Origin of the sequence: Xanthomonas sp. SI, from assembly GCF_014236855.1 — a bacterium.
Lineage (GTDB): Bacteria > Pseudomonadota > Gammaproteobacteria > Xanthomonadales > Xanthomonadaceae > Xanthomonas_A.
On record NZ_CP051261.1, the window covers coordinates 4,467,642 to 4,484,066 of the forward strand.

14 protein-coding genes are annotated in these 16,425 nt (G+C 71.2%); 12 read left to right on the top strand and 2 right to left on the bottom strand.

Annotated features, from left to right (window positions below):
- Positions 1-80: 80 nt before the first annotated feature.
- Positions 81-650 carry a flavodoxin family protein gene (locus tag HEP75_RS18935; protein ID WP_185824542.1) on the top strand — a complete coding sequence of 190 codons (570 nt, stop codon included), beginning with the start codon at positions 81-83 and terminating at the stop codon, positions 648-650.
- 91 nt (positions 651-741) lie between these two features.
- Here the strand turns inward: HEP75_RS18935 and HEP75_RS18940 are convergent, their stop codons facing one another.
- Positions 742-1,644 (bottom strand): LysR family transcriptional regulator, encoded by a 903-nt coding sequence (locus tag HEP75_RS18940; RefSeq protein ID WP_185824543.1) that lies wholly within the window; start codon positions 1,642-1,644, stop codon positions 742-744.
- A gap of 108 nt (positions 1,645-1,752) precedes the next feature.
- Between HEP75_RS18940 and HEP75_RS18945 the strand changes: the two genes are divergently transcribed.
- The 11 genes from HEP75_RS18945 (at position 1,753) to HEP75_RS18995 (ending at position 13,365) form a co-directional block, all read left to right on the top strand.
- A complete protein-coding gene (locus HEP75_RS18945; protein WP_185821160.1) occupies positions 1,753-2,835 on the top strand; it encodes an aldo/keto reductase in 1,083 nt (360 codons plus the stop codon).
- A gap of 246 nt (positions 2,836-3,081) precedes the next feature.
- Entirely contained in the window at positions 3,082-4,077 is a 996-nt protein-coding gene (locus HEP75_RS18950; RefSeq protein ID WP_185824544.1) for an aldo/keto reductase, read from the top strand.
- Positions 4,078-4,174: 97 nt separating this feature from the next.
- On the top strand, positions 4,175-4,876 hold the full coding sequence (locus tag HEP75_RS18955; protein WP_185826657.1) for a glycosyltransferase: 702 nt from the start codon (positions 4,175-4,177) through the stop codon (positions 4,874-4,876).
- A gap of 81 nt (positions 4,877-4,957) precedes the next feature.
- A complete protein-coding gene (locus HEP75_RS18960) occupies positions 4,958-5,404 on the top strand; it encodes a GNAT family N-acetyltransferase (RefSeq protein ID WP_221899278.1) in 447 nt (148 codons plus the stop codon).
- A 110-nt stretch (positions 5,405-5,514) separates the two neighbouring features.
- Entirely contained in the window at positions 5,515-6,531 is a 1,017-nt protein-coding gene (locus HEP75_RS18965; RefSeq protein WP_185824545.1) for a 3-oxoacyl-[acyl-carrier-protein] synthase III C-terminal domain-containing protein, read from the top strand.
- A 1-nt stretch (position 6,532) separates the two neighbouring features.
- Positions 6,533-7,510, top strand: coding sequence for an NAD-dependent epimerase/dehydratase family protein (locus HEP75_RS18970; protein WP_185814114.1), 978 nt, complete (start codon positions 6,533-6,535; stop codon positions 7,508-7,510).
- A 154-nt stretch (positions 7,511-7,664) separates the two neighbouring features.
- Entirely contained in the window at positions 7,665-8,513 is an 849-nt protein-coding gene (locus HEP75_RS18975) for an MBL fold metallo-hydrolase (protein WP_185824546.1), read from the top strand.
- A complete protein-coding gene (locus HEP75_RS18980) occupies positions 8,506-9,687 on the top strand; it encodes an ATP-grasp domain-containing protein (RefSeq protein ID WP_185824547.1) in 1,182 nt (393 codons plus the stop codon). Before HEP75_RS18975 ends, HEP75_RS18980 begins: the two co-directional genes overlap by 8 nt.
- Positions 9,684-10,793, top strand: a complete 1,110-nt coding sequence (locus HEP75_RS18985) for a hypothetical protein (RefSeq protein WP_185824548.1) — start codon at positions 9,684-9,686, stop codon at positions 10,791-10,793. The genes HEP75_RS18980 and HEP75_RS18985 overlap by 4 nt, the downstream gene beginning before the upstream one ends.
- A gap of 303 nt (positions 10,794-11,096) precedes the next feature.
- On the top strand, positions 11,097-12,287 hold the full coding sequence (locus HEP75_RS18990; protein ID WP_185824549.1) for a GGDEF domain-containing protein: 1,191 nt from the start codon (positions 11,097-11,099) through the stop codon (positions 12,285-12,287).
- Positions 12,288-12,351: 64 nt separating this feature from the next.
- A complete protein-coding gene (locus HEP75_RS18995) occupies positions 12,352-13,365 on the top strand; it encodes a Rieske 2Fe-2S domain-containing protein (RefSeq protein WP_185821168.1) in 1,014 nt (337 codons plus the stop codon).
- Here HEP75_RS18995 and HEP75_RS19000 read toward each other — a convergent pair.
- Positions 13,355-16,375 carry an EAL domain-containing protein gene (locus HEP75_RS19000; protein ID WP_185824550.1) on the bottom strand — a complete coding sequence of 1,007 codons (3,021 nt, stop codon included), beginning with the start codon at positions 16,373-16,375 and terminating at the stop codon, positions 13,355-13,357. The genes HEP75_RS18995 and HEP75_RS19000 overlap by 11 nt on opposite strands.
- Positions 16,376-16,425: the final 50 nt, after the last annotated feature.

Consider the following 16,425-nt stretch of genomic DNA (forward strand, 5'->3'; position numbering starts at 1 on the left):
TGCACGTGGCGCTGATCGAAGCGGCGGCTCATGCGCACAATGCCTGCGCTTCATCCCCCCTTCCTTTCAGGAGTTCGCCCATGAGCAAGATCGCGATCGTCTATTTCAGCGGCTACGGCCACACCGTCAAGCAGGCCGAGGCGGTGCACGCCGGCGCCGCCAGCGTCGGCGAAGCCACGCTGTACCGCATCGATGAGGACGGCAACCTGCCGGAGAGCGCCTGGGACGCCATCGGCCAGGCCGATGCGATCGTCTACGGCAGCCCGACCTACATGGGCGGCCCGGCCTGGCAGTTCAAGAAGTTCGCCGACGCCAGTTCCAAGCCGTGGTTCTCGCAGGCGTGGAAGGACAAGATCGCCGCCGGCTTCACCAACTCCGCGTCGGTCAACGGCGACAAGTTCTCCACCATCGAATACTTCTGGACGCTGTCACAGCAGCACGGGCAGATCTGGGTCGGCACCGGCCTGCTGCCGGCCAACACCAAGGCCCATGGCCCGGCCGACACCAACTGGACCGCCGGCTCGGGCGGCGCGCTGGCGATCTCGCCGTCGGACGCCTCGCCGGAGGAAGCGCCGCGCGCCGGCGACCTGGAAACCGGCCGGCTGCTCGGCAAGCGCGTGGCCGAATACGCGGTCAAGCTGAAGGGCTGAGCCGCGCACGGCGTCGCCACCGCCATGTTGGCGACGCCGGTTGCGCGCTTGCGCGACCGCTGGCGGCGCCGAACACGAACGGACGCGGCGGCTACTCCGCCGCCGCGTTCGCCGCGCGCAGATGGTCGATGAACACGCGCAGTTTCGGCGCCAGGTGTTCGCGCGCCGGGTAGTACAGATAGAAGCCGGCGAAGGGTTGCTGCCAGTCGTCGAGCACGCGCAGCAGGTGGCCGGCGGCGACATCGGCGGCGACCACCGATTCGAAGCCCTGCGCCAGGCCCAGCCCTGCCAGCGCGGCGGCATGGGTCAGGCCGCTGTCGTTGAACACCAGGGTGCCGGTCACCTCCACTTCGAAATCGCGGCCGTCGCGAGTGAATTCCCAGGCCATGCGCCGGCCATTGCTCATGCGGTGCACGATGCAGTCGTGTTCGATCAGGTCGGCCGGCGTCTGCGGCGGCGGATGGCGCCGGAAATAGCCCGGTGCCGCGCAGATCACCTGGCGCTGCATCGGCCCCAGCGGCACCGCGATCATGTCGCGCGCCAGGCATTCGCCCAGGCGGATGCCGGCATCGAAGCCCTCGGCCACCACGTCCACCAGCGCCGGGTCCACGCACAACTCCACTTCGATCTGCGGATAGCGCGCCAGGAACGACGGCAGCCACGGCATCACCAGTTGGTCGGCGACCACCCGCGGCAGGGTGATGCGCAGGCGCCCGGCCGGGCGTTCGCGCACCGTGTCCAGGTCCAGGAACGCCGCCTCGATCTGCGCCAGGCCCGGTTTCACCCTTTCCAGGAAGCGCGCGCCGTGTTCGCTCAGCGCCACCCGGCGCGTGGTCCGGTGCAGCAGGCGCACGCCCAGTTGCGCTTCCAGCGTGCGCACCGTCTGCGACAGGGCCGAGGCCGAGACGCCGAGTTCGTCGGCGGCGCGGGTGAAGCTGGCGTGGTGGGCGACGCGGGCGAAGGCGACCACGGCAGGCAGGGGGCTGGCAGCCATTGTGAAGCTCAACTTCAAGGAAGATGCAGACTATGCCAGTTTATCCGCCTGGTCGAGCGGCGCATCCTGCCGTTCCCGCGGTCCGATCCGCTTGCCAGGAAGCTCCCCATGTCCCTCGACCACTACCGCCTGCTCGGCCGCTCCGGCCTGCGCGTCAGCCCCATCTCGCTGGGCACCATGACCTTCGGCAACGACTGGGGCTGGGGCGCCGACGAAGCCGAAGCCGGGCGCCTGTTCGCGCGCTACGTCGACCATGGCGGCAACTTCATCGACACCGCCAACACCTACACCAACGGCAGTTCCGAGACCCTGCTCGGCAAGTTCGCCGAAGGCCGCCGCGACCGCCTGGTGATCGCCAGCAAGTACACGCTCAACCCCTTCCCCGGCGACCCCAACGGCGGCGGCAACCACCGCAAGAACCTGCTGCAGTCGGTGGAGGCCAGCCTGAAGCGGCTGCGCACCGACTACCTGGACCTGCTGTACCTGCACATCTGGGACGACACCACGCCGGTGGAGGAAGTGATGCGTGGCTTCGACGACCTGGTCCGCGCCGGCAAGATCGTCTACGCCGGCATCTCCGACACGCCGGCCTGGCAGGTGGCGCGGATGCAGACCCTGGCCGACCTGCGCGGCTGGTCGCCGCTGGTGGCGCTGCAGATCGAATACAGCCTGGCGCAGCGCACGGTCGAGGCCGAACTGGTGCCGATGGCCGAGGCGCTCGGGCTCGCGGTGCTGGCCTGGTCGCCGCTGACCATGGGCATCCTGACCGGCAAGTACAGCCGCCAGGATCTGGCCGCGGTGCAGCGCCGCGCTGCGGACGGCCAGGCCAGCGCCGAGCGCGGCGATGCCGCGCATGCGCACGAAATGCTGACCGAGCGCGCGCTGGACATCGCCGACGTGGTCAAGCAGGTCGCCGCCGAGATCGGCCGTTCGCCGGCGCAGGTGGCGCTGGCCTGGCTGCTGCAGCGACCGGGCGGCGGCGCGATCCCGATCGTCGGCGCGCGCACCCTGGCGCAGCTGGACGACAACCTGGGCGCGCTGGAACTGCAGCTGGACGCGGCGCAGTTGCAGCGGCTGGATGCGGTCAGCGAAGTGGCGCATCCGTTCCCGCACGCGTTCGTGCGCCTGCCGATGCCGCGGCAACTGGTGTCCGGCGGCACCCGCCTGCGCCCGCGTACGCCGGCGATCTGAACCGCGCCGCCGGGGCGCGACCGAACACGCGGCACTGACTTTGCGCAAACGTCCGCCATGGCATGGTCGGCGTCTGCGTGATTCACGGCACGGTACGGCGCGTTTGCAGAATCGGACAAGGATCCTGCGCGATCGCGATAACGCATCGCCGCGCCGCGCTCGCATCCTCCCTGCCCCGCGACCACCGCGTCCGCGCCGCATCTTTTTCTTCCACGTCCCTTCCCGCTTTCCAACAGGAGTTTCCCGATGCAAACCCGCACTCTCGGCCGCAACGGCCCCCGCGTGTCCGCCCTCGGCCTCGGCTGCATGGGCATGAGCGCGTTCTACGGCGGCCGCAGCGACGACGCGGCCTCGATCGCGGTGATCCATGCCGCGCTCGACCACGGCGTCACCCTGATCGACACCGCCGACATGTACGGCCCGCACACCAACGAGGTGTTGGTCGGCAAGGCGCTGGCCGGGCGCCGCGACCAGGCGTTCCTGGCCACCAAGTTCGGCATCAAACTCGACCCCAAGGATCCCAGCGTGCGCGGCGTCGACGGCCGCCCCGAGTACGTGCAGGCCGCCTGCGAGGGCAGCCTGCAGCGCCTGGGCGTGGACCACATCGACCTGTACTACCAGCACCGAGTGGACCCGAACGTGCCGATCGAGGACACCGTCGGTGCGATGGCGCGGCTGGTGGAACAGGGCAAGGTGCGCTTCCTGGGCCTGTCCGAGGCGGCCGCCGGCACCATCCGCCGCGCGCATGCGGTGCACCCGATCACCGCGCTACAGAGCGAGTACTCGCTGTGGTCGCGCGATCCGGAGAGCGACCAGGTGCTGGACACGGTGCGCGAGCTGGGCATCGGCTTCGTGCCCTACTCGCCGCTGGGCCGCGGCTTCCTGACCGGTGCGATCCGCTCGCCGGAGGACTTCGAGGCCGACGACTACCGCCGCCATTCGCCGCGTTTCCAGGGCGAGAATTTCGCCCGCAACCTGCAACTGGTGGAACAGGTGCGCACGCTGGCACAGGCCAAGGGCGTGACCCCCGGCCAACTGGCGCTGGCCTGGGTGCTGGCGCAGGGCGACGACCTGGTGCCGATCCCGGGCACCAAGCGCCTGGCCTACCTGGAAGAGAACCTGGGCGCGCTGCAGGTGACGCTGAGCGCCGAGGATCTCGCGCAGATCGAGGCGATCTTCCCGGTGGACGCCGCCGCCGGCACCCGTTACCCGCCGGCGATGATGGCAACGCTGCAGCGCTGACCCGCCGCTGCAATCCGGCCGCGCCGCGCCTGCGGCCGGCCGGCACGCGGCGCGGGCCGATTTGCCCGCGCCGCGCCGGCATCGCATGATGCCGGACGTGATCTCGTTCATCGTTCCCGCCCACGACGAAGCCGCCCTGATCGGCGACACCCTGGCGTCGCTGCATATCGCCGCCGAAGCCTTGCGGCTGGACTACGAGACCCTGGTCGTCGCCGATGCCTGTAGCGACGACACCGCGCAGATCGCGCGCCGCCATGGCGCGCAGGTGCTGGACGTGCAATTGCGGCACATCGCCGCCACCCGCAATGCCGGCGCCGCCGCCAGCCGCGGCCGTTACCTGCTGTTCGTCGATGCCGACACCCGCGTCAACACGCCACTGCTGGCAGCGGCCTTGCGCGCGCTGCACACCGGCGCGGTCGGCGGCGGCGCGCAGGTGCAGCTGCTCGGCGCCGTCGCCTGGCACGAACGCGTGGCGCAAACCCTGTTCGGCTGGCTGTTCCGCCGCACCGGCATCGCCCCGGGCTGCTTCCTGTTCTGCACGCGCAGCGCGTTCGATGCCGCCGGCGGTTTCGACGAACGCTATTACGCCGGCGAGGACGTGGCGCTGAGCCGCGCGCTGGCCCGGCGCGGGCGCTTCGTGATCCTGCGCGAGCCGGTGCACACCTCCGACCGCAAGCTGCGCAGCTTCAGCAAGCGCGAGCACCTGGGCCTGCTGCTGCAGTTGCTGCGCCGTGGCCGCGGCATGCTGCGCTCGCGCGAGGCGCTGGGGTTCTGGTACGGGCAGCGTCGCGGCCGCTAGGCGCGTCGTCCATTTCGCATAGATTGCGTTGGGCCTGCAAAGCGGTTGCGCCCAGCTTGGGCGACTTTCTACCATCTGCGCATGGGCGAGAACAGCAAGCTGGAGATCAGGAACGCGGTGATGGCGGACCGGCAGGCCATCGTGGCGTTGCTGGCGGCGCTGGACTATGCCGGAACCGAGGACTTCATCGAGGCGCGCCTGGCGCAGCTGCTGGCGCATCCGGACCAGGCCTTGCTGGTGGCCGCCGCAGAGGGCGACGTCGTGGGCGTGTTGTCGCTGCATTTCCTGCCGCAGTTGGCATTGGCGGGGGACATCTGCCGCATCAGCTATTTCTGCGTGGACGATCGCGCGCGCAGCGCCGGGATGGGGCAGCGTTTGCTGGCGCAGGGCGAGGCGTTGGCGCGGCAGCGCGGCTGCGACCGCCTGGAGGTGCACTGCCATCGCCGGCGCGAACGGGCGCACGCCTTCTATCGGCGCGAAGGCTTTGTCGAAGCGCCCAAATATTTCGCCAAGTCGCTGCGCGAATAAGCCGGCTGTCTGAGATCGCCGCGGCAGACCGCGGCGCGCTCTTCCCGGGAGCGGTTGCCGGCGCCGATCCGCTGGCAGTACGCTGCGCCTCCTTTGCCCGAGCTTTGGCAGTGACCGTCGAACCCAGCAGGCCCATCGCGGTGCGCATCCTCGGCACGGGCGACTATCTGCCCGCGCAGCAGGTGACCTCGGACAGCTTCGACCAGCGCTGGGGCAAGCCCGCCGGCTGGACCCTGCGCCATGCCGGGGTCGGCGTGCGCCACTACGCCGGCGCCGAGGAACCGGCCTCGCTGATGGGCGAACGCGCCGCGCGCGCGGCGCTGGCGGCGGCGCAGCTGCAGCCGCGCGATGTGGATTGCGTGATCTCCGCCTGCAGCCTGATGGAGCAGGCGATCCCATGCAGCGCCGCGCTGCTGCATGCGCGGCTCGGCCTGCAGGGCAGCGGGCTGGCCGCGTTCGACATCAACGCCACCTGCCTGAGCTTCATCGCCGCGCTGGACCTGGCCGCCTGCGCGATCGCCGCCGGCCGCTACCGGCGCGTGCTGATCGTGTCCAGCGAGATCGCCAGCGTCGGCCTCAACGGCGAAGACATTGACACCGCGCCGCTGTTCGGCGACGGCGCCGCGGCGGTGGTGTTGGGTGCGGACAGCGGCGACAGCGGTTCGCAACTGCTGGCCGCGCACCTGGAAACCTATTCCGAAGGCATCGAGCATTGCCGGGTCCGCGCCGGCGGCACCCGCCTGCGCCTGGAACACGGCATCGACGCCTTGCGTGCCGGCTCGCTGTTCGAAATGAACGGCCGCGCCACCTACCGGCTCGCCGCCGCGAAGCTGCCCGGGTTCCTGCAGCGGCTGCTGGACAAGGCCGGCGTCGACCTGGAGCAGTTGCAGCGGATCGTGCCGCACCAGGCCAGCGCCAAGGCGCTGCGGCATCTGCAGGTCGCGCTGCGGCTGGCGCCGGACACGCTGGTCAACGTGATCGGCGCGCGCGGCAACCAGATGGCCGCCTCGATCCCGAGCGCACTGCACCAGGCCATCGCCGACGGCCGCATCGTGCGCGGCGACCTGATCGGCCTGGTCGGTTCCGGCGCCGGGCTGGCGTTCGGCGGCGCGGTGCTCAGGTACTGACATGGCGCGCATCCTGGTCACCGGCGCCTCCGGTTTCATCGGCGCGCATATCGTCCGCGCCCTTGCCGCCGAAGGCGCGCAGGTCCGCGCCAGCGGCCGCAATGCCGCCGCACTGGCCGCCTTCGCCGGCGACCCGCGCATCGACGTGGTCCGCGCCGACCTGTGCCGCGACGATCTGGCCGCGCTGCTCGATGGCTGCGACGCGGTGATCCACTGCGCCGCGCTGTCCGCGCCGTGGGCCAGCGCCGAGCTGTTCCGCCAGGCCAACGTGGTCGCCACCGAGCGCATGCTCGCCGCGGCGCAACGCGCGCGGGTGCGCCGCTTCGTGCACTTCAGTTCGCCGAGCATCTATTTCCGCTTCGCCGACCAGTACCAGGTGACGGAGGACTTCACCCCGCCGGCGCGCTGGATCGGCGGCTATCCGCAGACCAAGTGGGAAGCGGAGGAGAAAGTGCGTGCCGCCGCCGCGGCCGGGCTGCCGGCATTGGTGCTGCGCCCGCGCGCGGTGTTCGGCCACGGCGACAACGCGATCGTGCCGCGGCTGCTGGCGGTAGCGCAGCGCGGCTGGTTCCCGCTGGTGCACGGCGGACGCGCGATGATCGACGTGTGCTGCGTGGAGAACGCGGTGGCCGCAGCGCTGGCCGCGCTGCGCGCCGAACATCTCGGCGACGGCCGTGCCTACAACATCAGCAACGGCACGCCGATCGCGGTGCGCGATCTGCTCACCGAATTGTTCGCGGTGCTGCAGCTGCGCGTGCGCCTGCTGCCGGTGCCACGCCGGGTGGCCCTGGCGCTGGCCACGGTCGGCGAACAGATCGCGCTGCGCCGGCGCGGACAACCGGAGCCGCGACTGAGCCGCTACGGCATCGGCGTGCTCGGCTATTCGCAGACGCTGGACATCGGCCGCGCCCGCCGCGAACTCGGCTACGCGCCGGTGCTGTCCACCGAGGCCGGGCTGGCGGCCCTGGCGCGCACGTGAGCCAGCCACGGCAAGCTCCTGGCCAGCCCCCGGCCTACGCAGGCGCACGCGCCCTTGCACGTGTGGGAGGGACTTCAGTCCCGACACGACTCGCCCGCCAAAGCGCCGCGGCCGAAACATCGCCCACGCATCGCGCGCCCGGACGCGAACGCGCATGAGCGTAGCCACGCTGCGCTGGCGGCTGTACGAAGCCGGGCACTGCACCCATCCCGAACGCGCCACGCGCCGCGGCGCAACGCTGACGCCCTGCCAGTTCCCGGCGCTGGCGGCGCTGCTGCAGCACCCGGTGCACGGCAACCTGCTGTTCGACACCGGCTACTCGCAGCACTTCCTCGATGCGACCGCGCAGTTCCCCGAGCGCCTGTACCGCGTGCTGACGCCGGTGCACCTGGCGCCGGGCCAGTCGTTGCGCGAACAGTTGGCCCGCGACGGCATCGACGCGGCGGCGATCGACTGGATCGTGCTGTCGCATTTCCATGGCGACCACGTCGGCGGCGTGGCCGATTTCGCGCAGGCGCGCATCGCCTGCGCACAGCAGGCCTGGAACGATCTGCAACGGCGCGGGCGGCTGGCGGCGCTGCGCGAAGGCTTCCTGCCGGCGCTGCTGCACGGCGCGCGCGCGCGCATGCACTGGTTCGAGGCATTGCCGGCATGCGCGGCGCCCGCGGCGCTGCGCGGTTTCGGCACGCTGCGCGACCTGTTCGGCGACGGCAGCGTGCTGCTGGTGCCGCTGCCCGGACACGCACCCGGCCACTACGGGCTGTGGTTCGAGGACGCGCACGGGCCGGTGTTCCTGGTCGCCGATGCGGCCTGGTCCAGCGCCGCGATCGCCGACGGCACGCCACCGCCGGCGCTGGTCACCCACCTGCTCGGCGAGCACCGCGTCTACCGCGACACCTTGGCGCGGCTGCATGCGCTGCGCCTGGCCGAACCGGCGCTGCGCATGGTGCCCTCGCATTGCCGGCAATGGCGGCCGACCGCGCACGAGGGCGTCGGTGCCTAGCGCGCCGGCGGTGCTGATCACCGGCGCACGTGCGCCGGTGGCGCTGGACCTGGCACGCCGTTTCGCCGCGCAGGGCTGGCGCGTGCACCTGGCCGACAGCGTGGCCTGCCGCATCTCGGGCTGGTCGCGCGCGGTGACCGCCAGCCATCGCATCGCCCCCGCACGCTACGCGCCGGCCGCCTATATCGCCGACCTCAACGCGCTGGTCGCGCGCCAGCGCATCGCGCTGCTGCTGCCGACCTGCGAAGAGGTGTTCTACCTGGCCCGCTACCGGCACGCGCTGCCGGCGCAGCTGGACGTACTGGTGGACGGCTTCGACACGCTGCGCGCGCTGCACAGCAAATGGCACTTCCTGCATCTCGCCCGCACGCTCGATGCCGACGTGGACGTGCCGGACAGCGTGCAGGTGCGCAGCCTGGCGCAGGCGCGCGACTGGGCCGGTAGCGCGCCGCTGGTGCTGAAGCCGGAATACTCGCGTTTCGGCGTGCACGTGCGCGTGCATCCGCATGGCCTGCCTGCAGACGCGCCACCTTTGCCCGAACAAGGCAACTGGGTCGCGCAACGCTATTGCGCCGGCGAGGAGCGCTGCTCGTACGCGGTGGCCCGCGACGGCGTGCTGCTGGCGCATGCGGTATACCGCCCGCGCTACCGGCTGCAGCGCAGCTCCAGCTATTACTTCGACGCCGCGCCGGCGCCGCAGATCGAGCGCTTCACCGCGCAACTGGTGCGCTCGCTGCGCTTCAGCGGACAGCTCTCCTTCGATTGGATCGTCTCGGCGCAAGGCCGCTACAGCGTGATCGAATGCAATCCGCGTGCGACCAGCGGCCTGCACCTGTTCGCCGCATCCGACCCGCTGGTCGCCGCGCTGGATGGCAGCCACCGCGACCCGGCCGCGCTGGTGCGCCCGGCGCCGACGCGCGCGGCGATGCTCGGCCCGCTGATGCTAGGCGTCGCGCTGCCGGTGGCGTTACGTCATGGTCGGCTCCGCCAGTGGCACGACGACTACGCCCGCGCCGACGATGTGCTCGCGCCACGCGGCGACCGGCGTCCGCTGGCCGGCGCGCTGCGCGACCTGGGCAGCCATGCGCGACTGGCGCTGGCCCAGCGCTGCACGCTGCGCGAGGCGTCCACCCGCGATACCGAATGGGACGGCGAGGCCCTGCCGCCGCCATGAACGGCGCCGCCGAGGCAGGCGCCGACTACACCTTGCAGGCGCAGCGTTTCGCCGAACTGCATGCCGGCCGCGATGCGCAGCGCGTGGCCGGCAACCTGTACGCGCGCATCGACATGCTGCAGGCCGGCACGCTGTCGATGCCGGTCACGGTGAGCGAGGAGCGCACGGGCAATGCCTGGGTGTGTTCGCCGCGCACCACCTATGCCGACTACGCCGCCGAGGAGGCCGCGCGCCTGTTGCCGCCGGCATTGGCCGCCCCGCTGCGCGGGTTGTGCGGCGGCATCGGCGCCTGGCTGGACTGGGCACGGATCGACCGCGCGGTCACCCTCAACAACTGGCTGCTGTCCACCAATCTGTATCCGCCGCTGCCGCCCGAGGGGCTTGGCGGCCTGCTGGACGCCGCGCGTGCGCGCTGGCCGGACCACGCACTGTGGTTCCGCTCGTTGAACCGGGTGGACACGCCGCAGTGGCTGGACGCGCTGCAGGCGCAGGGCTTCACCCTGATCGGCAGCCGCCAGGTGTATCTGTACGACGACTGGCCGGCGCTGCTGCAGCACCGCGACCTGGCGCGCGACCTCAAGCTGACCGCGCGCACCGACCTGCAGCGCTGCGGCAACGACGCCATCGGCGAGGCCGACTACCCGCGCATCGCCGCGCTGTACGCGCAGCTGTACCTGGACAAGTATTCGCGCTGCAATCCGGCCTACCATGCCGACTTCCTGCGCGCCTGGCACCGCGCCGGGCTATTGCGCTTCGACGGCTTTCGCGAAGCGAGCGGCGAGCTGGTCTGCATCACCGGTCTGTTCGGCATCGGACGCACGCTGACCGCGCCGATCGTCGGCTACGACCTGCAGCAGCCGCAGCGGCTGGCGTTGTACCGCACGCTCACCGCCTGCGGCTTCGAGCACGCGCTGCGCCACGGCCGCCGGCTCAACCAGAGCGCCGGCGCGGCCAGCTTCAAGCGCCAACGCGGCGGCACCCCAGTGATCGAGTACAGCGCGGTGGACGCACGCCACCTGCCGCTGCGTCGGCGCCAGCCGATCGCCGCGCTCGGCGCGTTGACCGAACGCATCGGCGTGCCGCTGATGCGCCGCTATCGGCTGTGAACGACCGGCCTGCCTTTTCCACCATGGTGGGGGTGGCAAGGGACTAAAGGCCGCGCACCCGCCGCCGATACCGCGTCAAGCCAAGCTCCAGCGCCAGGAATCCGGATGGACCGCCCCCCTTCCTATCGACCTATGCCGCGCCTGCAAAACCAATTCGGCGGCCGCGCGAACGTCACGGTGTCCCGCAAGGTATCTGGAAACGTTTGCAACGCGAAAACCGCTGCAAACAGGCGGCTCGCATATTCTCGCGGCCTTATACTGGGCGGCATCTGAAAATCGTTTGCGGCGTGGATCGGGGGACCTGTGGAATGGATCGCACACCTGGCTCACGCTGGTACCTTGCTGATCGTCAACGCGTTGCTGGCGGCGGTCTCCGCGGCGATGTTCCTGGCCCTGCATTTGACCGCAGGGAAAGCCAGGAACACCCGGGGCTTGCTGCTTCTTAGCCTGAGCTACGGCACATTCGCCGCAGGCTTCGGCACCCTGCTGCTGCCGCGCGCATCGCCAGGGCACCCCGACGCGATGGGGTTGATCGGCAATCTGACCATCGATATCGCCACGGTATTGACCCTGTTCGCGGTGAACGCGTATCTGCGGCGGCCGCTGCTCCAGTTGTGGATCCTGATTCCGGTGGCGGCGATCGGCGCCGCGGAGATCTATTGCCTGCGCGGCGACGGCGACAATCTCAGGGTCATGGTGATCTGCGGCTGCACGCTGCGCGGCCTGCTGACGGTGGCCACGGGCGCGGCCCTGTGGCGCCATGCGGACGAAAGGATTCGAACCGCGGCGCGCTTCACCGCCCTCTTCCACTTCCTGTGGGCGCTGATGCTGCTGTTGCGCATCGCCTGGTGGTCGACCCATCCGTCCGCGGACGCATCCTACGACCCCACCTCGACCTTCGGCCTGCTCTCGCGCATGGTGTTGACCGCCGTCATCACACCCGGATTCCTGTGGATGCTGACCCGCGAGATGCATGCGGAACTGGAACGCCACGCGTCCCAGGACTCCCTCACCGGCGTCGCCAACCGCCGCGTCATGTGGGAAAAGGGCGAGTCGGCCACGCAGGAAGCCCGCGGCAGGAACTCGCCGATCGCGGTGCTGATGATCGACGTCGACAACTTCAAGTCGATCAACGACCGCCTGGGCCACGCGACCGGCGACCAGGTCCTGATCGCCATCGCCGACACGCTGGCGCGGCATATCCGCAGCCCGGACTTTCTCGCCCGCGTCGGCGGCGAGGAGTTCATGGTGCTGATCCCGCAGGGCGACGAATCGGTGGTGCGCGACATCGCCGAACGCCTGCGGCGCGTAGTCGAACGCCAGGAAATCGCGCCTGCGGCCAGCGCTGCGCTGGTCTGCACGGTCAGCATCGGTTATTGCATCTCGGCGCAGGCGCAGATCGAATGGCAGAAACTGGTGGTCATCGCCGACCAGGCGCTGTATGCGGCCAAGCGCGGCGGACGCAACCGAGTCACCGGGACCGTCGTCGCGTAGTGCGTCGCCCGCGTTCGAGCGTGCATCCAGACATCGGCCCACCGCGCATGCGACGCTAGCGGCCATGAACGACTGGCATCCCTCGCTGTACCGACACTGGTTCGCCGTGGCCCGGGCCGACGCGCTGCGGCAGCGGCCGCTGGCGGTGACGGTCATGGACCGGCATGCGGCGATCGCGCGCTGCGCCGACGGCAGCCTGCTCGCGCTGGAGGACCGTTGCCCGCACCGGCACGCGCCGCTGTCGGCCGGCTGCGCCAGCGGCGAAAGCCTCGCTTGTCCGTACCACGGCTGGCGCTTCGACCGCGACGGCGCGCTGCGCGAGATCCCCGGCATGCCGCCCGGACAGGCGCTGCCGGCGGTGCGGGTCCGCGCCTTCGCCGCGCGCGAACACGACGGCTTGATCTGGCTGCGCCCGGATCCCGACGGCGACGCGCACCCGGCGCAGCTGGTGCAGGACTTGCAACCGTCGGCACGGCGCTTCCTGTGGCGCACGCGTTGGGAGGCGCACGTGGTCGATGCGCTGGAGAACTTCCTCGATCCGCTGCACACCCACCTGCTGCATCCGGGGCTGGTGCGCCGCGGCGGTGCGCGCAGCGCGATGCGCGCCAGCCTGCAGACTACGGACGAAGGCTTCCATGTCGACTATGCCGGCGCCGCCGCGCAGAGCGGCTGGCTGTACCGCTTGTTCGAATCGCCGCGCACGCTGGAGCGCGCGCATTTCGCCGCGCCCGGCACCGCGCAGATCGAATACCGATATGCCCGTGGCGGCCGCGTGCGCATCAGCCTGCACTTCACCCCGGTCGGCATGCGCAGCACCGAGGTGTTCGCCAGCCTGCACGTGGACGGACGCTGGGCGCCGGCATGGGCGGTGCGCTGGCTGGTGTGGCCGCTGCTGCGCAAGGTCGGCGAACAGGACCGGCGCATGCTCGCGTTGCAGTCGCACAACCTGCAGCGCTTTCCCGGCGTGCGCGGCGCCTCGACCGCGCTGGACCTGGTCCGCGAACCGTTGCGCCGCTACTGGGACGGCGAGCCGCTGCCGGCGCCGGGTGCGCCACACTGCATCGACCTCATGCTGTGACTGCGTCCTGCGCGTCCTGCGCGTCGCGCGTGCCCAGCGCGGCGAGCACCTGCGCCAGCGGCGCCGGCCGGCCCAGCAGATAGCCCTGTACCTGGTCGCAGCCGTGCGCGCGCAGCCACTGCAACTGCGCGTCGTTCTCCACGCCTTCGGCGACCACCTGCAGGCCCAGGCTGCGGCCCAGCGTCAGCAAGGCCTCGCAGATCGAGGCGTTGCGCGCATCGCGATGCACGTCGGCGACGAAGCTGCGATCGATCTTCAGCGTGTCCAATGGCAGGTCGCGCAGGTAGGCCATGCTGGAGAAGCCGGTGCCGACGTCGTCCAGCGCCACGCCCACGCCCAGCGCGCGCAGCTGCCGCAGCACGTCCAATGCCTGCTGCGGTTGCCGCATCAGGCTGCTCTCGGTCAGTTCCAGGTGCAGGCCGTCGGCAGCCAGGCCGGCCGCGGCGCAGGCCTGCGCCAGGTCCGCGACCAGGTCGCCGTCGAAGAACTGCAACGCCGACACGTTCACCGCCACCGGCAGGTCGGCCCAGCCGTACAGCGCCAGCTGGCTACGCGCCTGCGCGGCGGCCTGCATCACCCAGCGGCCGAGCGGCAGGATCAACCCGGTGTCCTCGCACAGCTGGATGAACTGGTCGGGGGCGATGAAGCTGCCATCGTCCTGCGGCCAGCGGATCAGCGCCTCGAGCAGCCGCGGCGCGCCGGTATCGGCGCGCAGGATCGGCTGGAAATGCAGTTCGAACTCCTGCCGCGCGATCGCCTGATGGATGCGCCCGGCCAGGCGCAGGCGCTCGCCGATGCGTGCGGACATGCTGCGCTCGAAGCGGGCGACGCTGCGCCCGTCGGCCTGCGCCGCATGCGCGGCCTGCGCGGCGCTGCCGATGGCGTCCTCGGCGCCCGCGGCGTCGTCCGGACACAGCGCCACGCCGATGTGCGCCTGCAGTTGCTGGGTGAAGGCGCCGCCCTGCACCGGCGTGGACATCGCCTCGAGCAAGGCCTGCAGCGCCTGCGGCAGCTGCTGCGGATCCAGTACCGCCAGCACGAAATCCTGCGACGGCTGGTGCGCGGTCAGGCCGAAGCGTTCGCCCAGTGCGCGCAACCGCGCCGCCACCGCGCAGCGCACCGCATCGCCGGCGGCGCGGCCCAGGGTGTCGCCGATCAGCGCCAGTCCGCGCACCTGCACGTACGCCACCGCATAGCCCGTTTGCCCACGCGCATCCAGCGCCTCGGCCAGGGCGCGCGGATCGAGCAGCCCGGTGGTGACGTCGTGGCTGGCGCGGAATGCCAGTTCGCGCTCGTGGGCGACGCGCTCGCTGACGTCCTCGGCCAGGATCAGGCGCGCCGGCACGCCGCCGAAGTCGACGTCCGCGCTGTGCACCCGCACCGACAGCAGGCTGCCGTCCTTGCGCCGGTGGGTCCACACGCTGGGCGCGTCGAAGCCGTCGCGCGGCTTGCGTACGTCCGCCAGCAACCGTTCGGCCTCGCTGGGCGGGCGCAGGTCGAGCAGGGTCATGCCCAGGAATTCGTCGCGGCTGTAGCCGTACTGGCGGATCGCGGCCTGGTTCACTTCCAGGAAACGCAGGCTGTCCACCGCGAACAGCCAGAACGGCAGCGGGTTGCGCTCGAACACCAGGCGGAACTGACGCTCGGCGTCGAACAGCCGCGCCTGCGCCTCGAGCCGCTCGCTGACGTCCTGCACCGCACCGGTCATGCACAGCCCGTCGCGGCCCTGCACCCGCGCACCGCGCGCGGCCAGCCAGCGCAGGCCGCCATCGGGCGAATGCATGCGGTACACCACGTTGTATTCGCCGTTGCCGTGCAGCGCCTCGTCGTACAGCTGCTGGACCCGCGCGCGATCGTCGTCGTGCACCAGGGCCAGGAACGCGCTCAGGGGCATGCGCAGCTGCGGCGCCCCGAACAAGGTCCCGGTCTGTTCGGCCAGCAGCAGGTGGCGCCGGTCGGCCTCGATCCGCCAGGTGCCGATGCCGCCCATCGCGTGCGCCAGGCGCAAGTCCTCGTCGCCGCGGCGCAGGCGCTCCAGCAACTGCCGCTGGCGGCCCTCGGCACGGCGCAGGCTGCCCAGCAGGAAGGCGAAACCGAGCAGATACAGCAGATACACCAGCGCCGCAGCGCCAGCGAACCACCACCACGGCGCCAGCGCTTCGCGCACCGCCAGCCCGGACACCGCCAGCAACGGATAGTCGCGCCCACCGCTGACCGCCAGCATGCGTGGCTGTTGGTCGAACAGGCTGCGGTGCATGCCCAGCGCACTGCCCTGCGGCAACCCCCGCACCAGGCCCAACGGCAGCAGCACGCGGGTGCCGGTGGCGCCGGCAGCGGGACTGCTGGCCGCCAGCAGCAGGCCATGCGTATCGGTCAGCGCGACCACGCCGTCGCGGCCGGCATCGACCCCGCCGACGATGCGCTGCAATGCCGCGACCCGCCAGCTCGCCACCACCCAATCGCCCGACGCCAGCGGCAACGCGAGGCGCACCACCGCTTCGCCGTCGGCCAGGCGTTGATACGGGCCGACGAACACCTGATCGCCATTGCGGCGCGAGCCCAGCGCCCATCCGCGCACGTTCGGATCGCCCTCCGCACCGTAGCGGCGCCGGCCCTGCGCATCCAGCAACGCAATGCCATGCAGTTCCGGATGGCGCAGCAGCACGCCGTGCAGCGATGCCTCGATCAATGCCGGCGCGCGTGCCGGCGCGTCGGCCAGCAGCGCCTGCGCGCCCATGCCTTCGCCGCGCAGCGTCTGGCTTAGGTTGTCCAGCTCAAGCTGCAGCAGACGGTCGGCACCCGTCGCCAGCGCCAGGCTCTGCCGCTGCGCGGCGGCCAGGCGGTTGTCGCGGTCCTGCACCAGCACATAGGCCAGCCCGCACACCAGCAGCAGCGCCAAGCCCAGGCCCCAGACCAGGATCGCGCGCAACGGCGCACGCAACGCGCGCCGCAGCCGCTGCCTGAAGCGGACGTCGTAGAGCTTGTCGGCGGCGGAGAAACGGCGCTGCATGGGTCCTGCATAGAGCGGCCCAGGCGCGGCGATCTTGACCGGACAGCAGC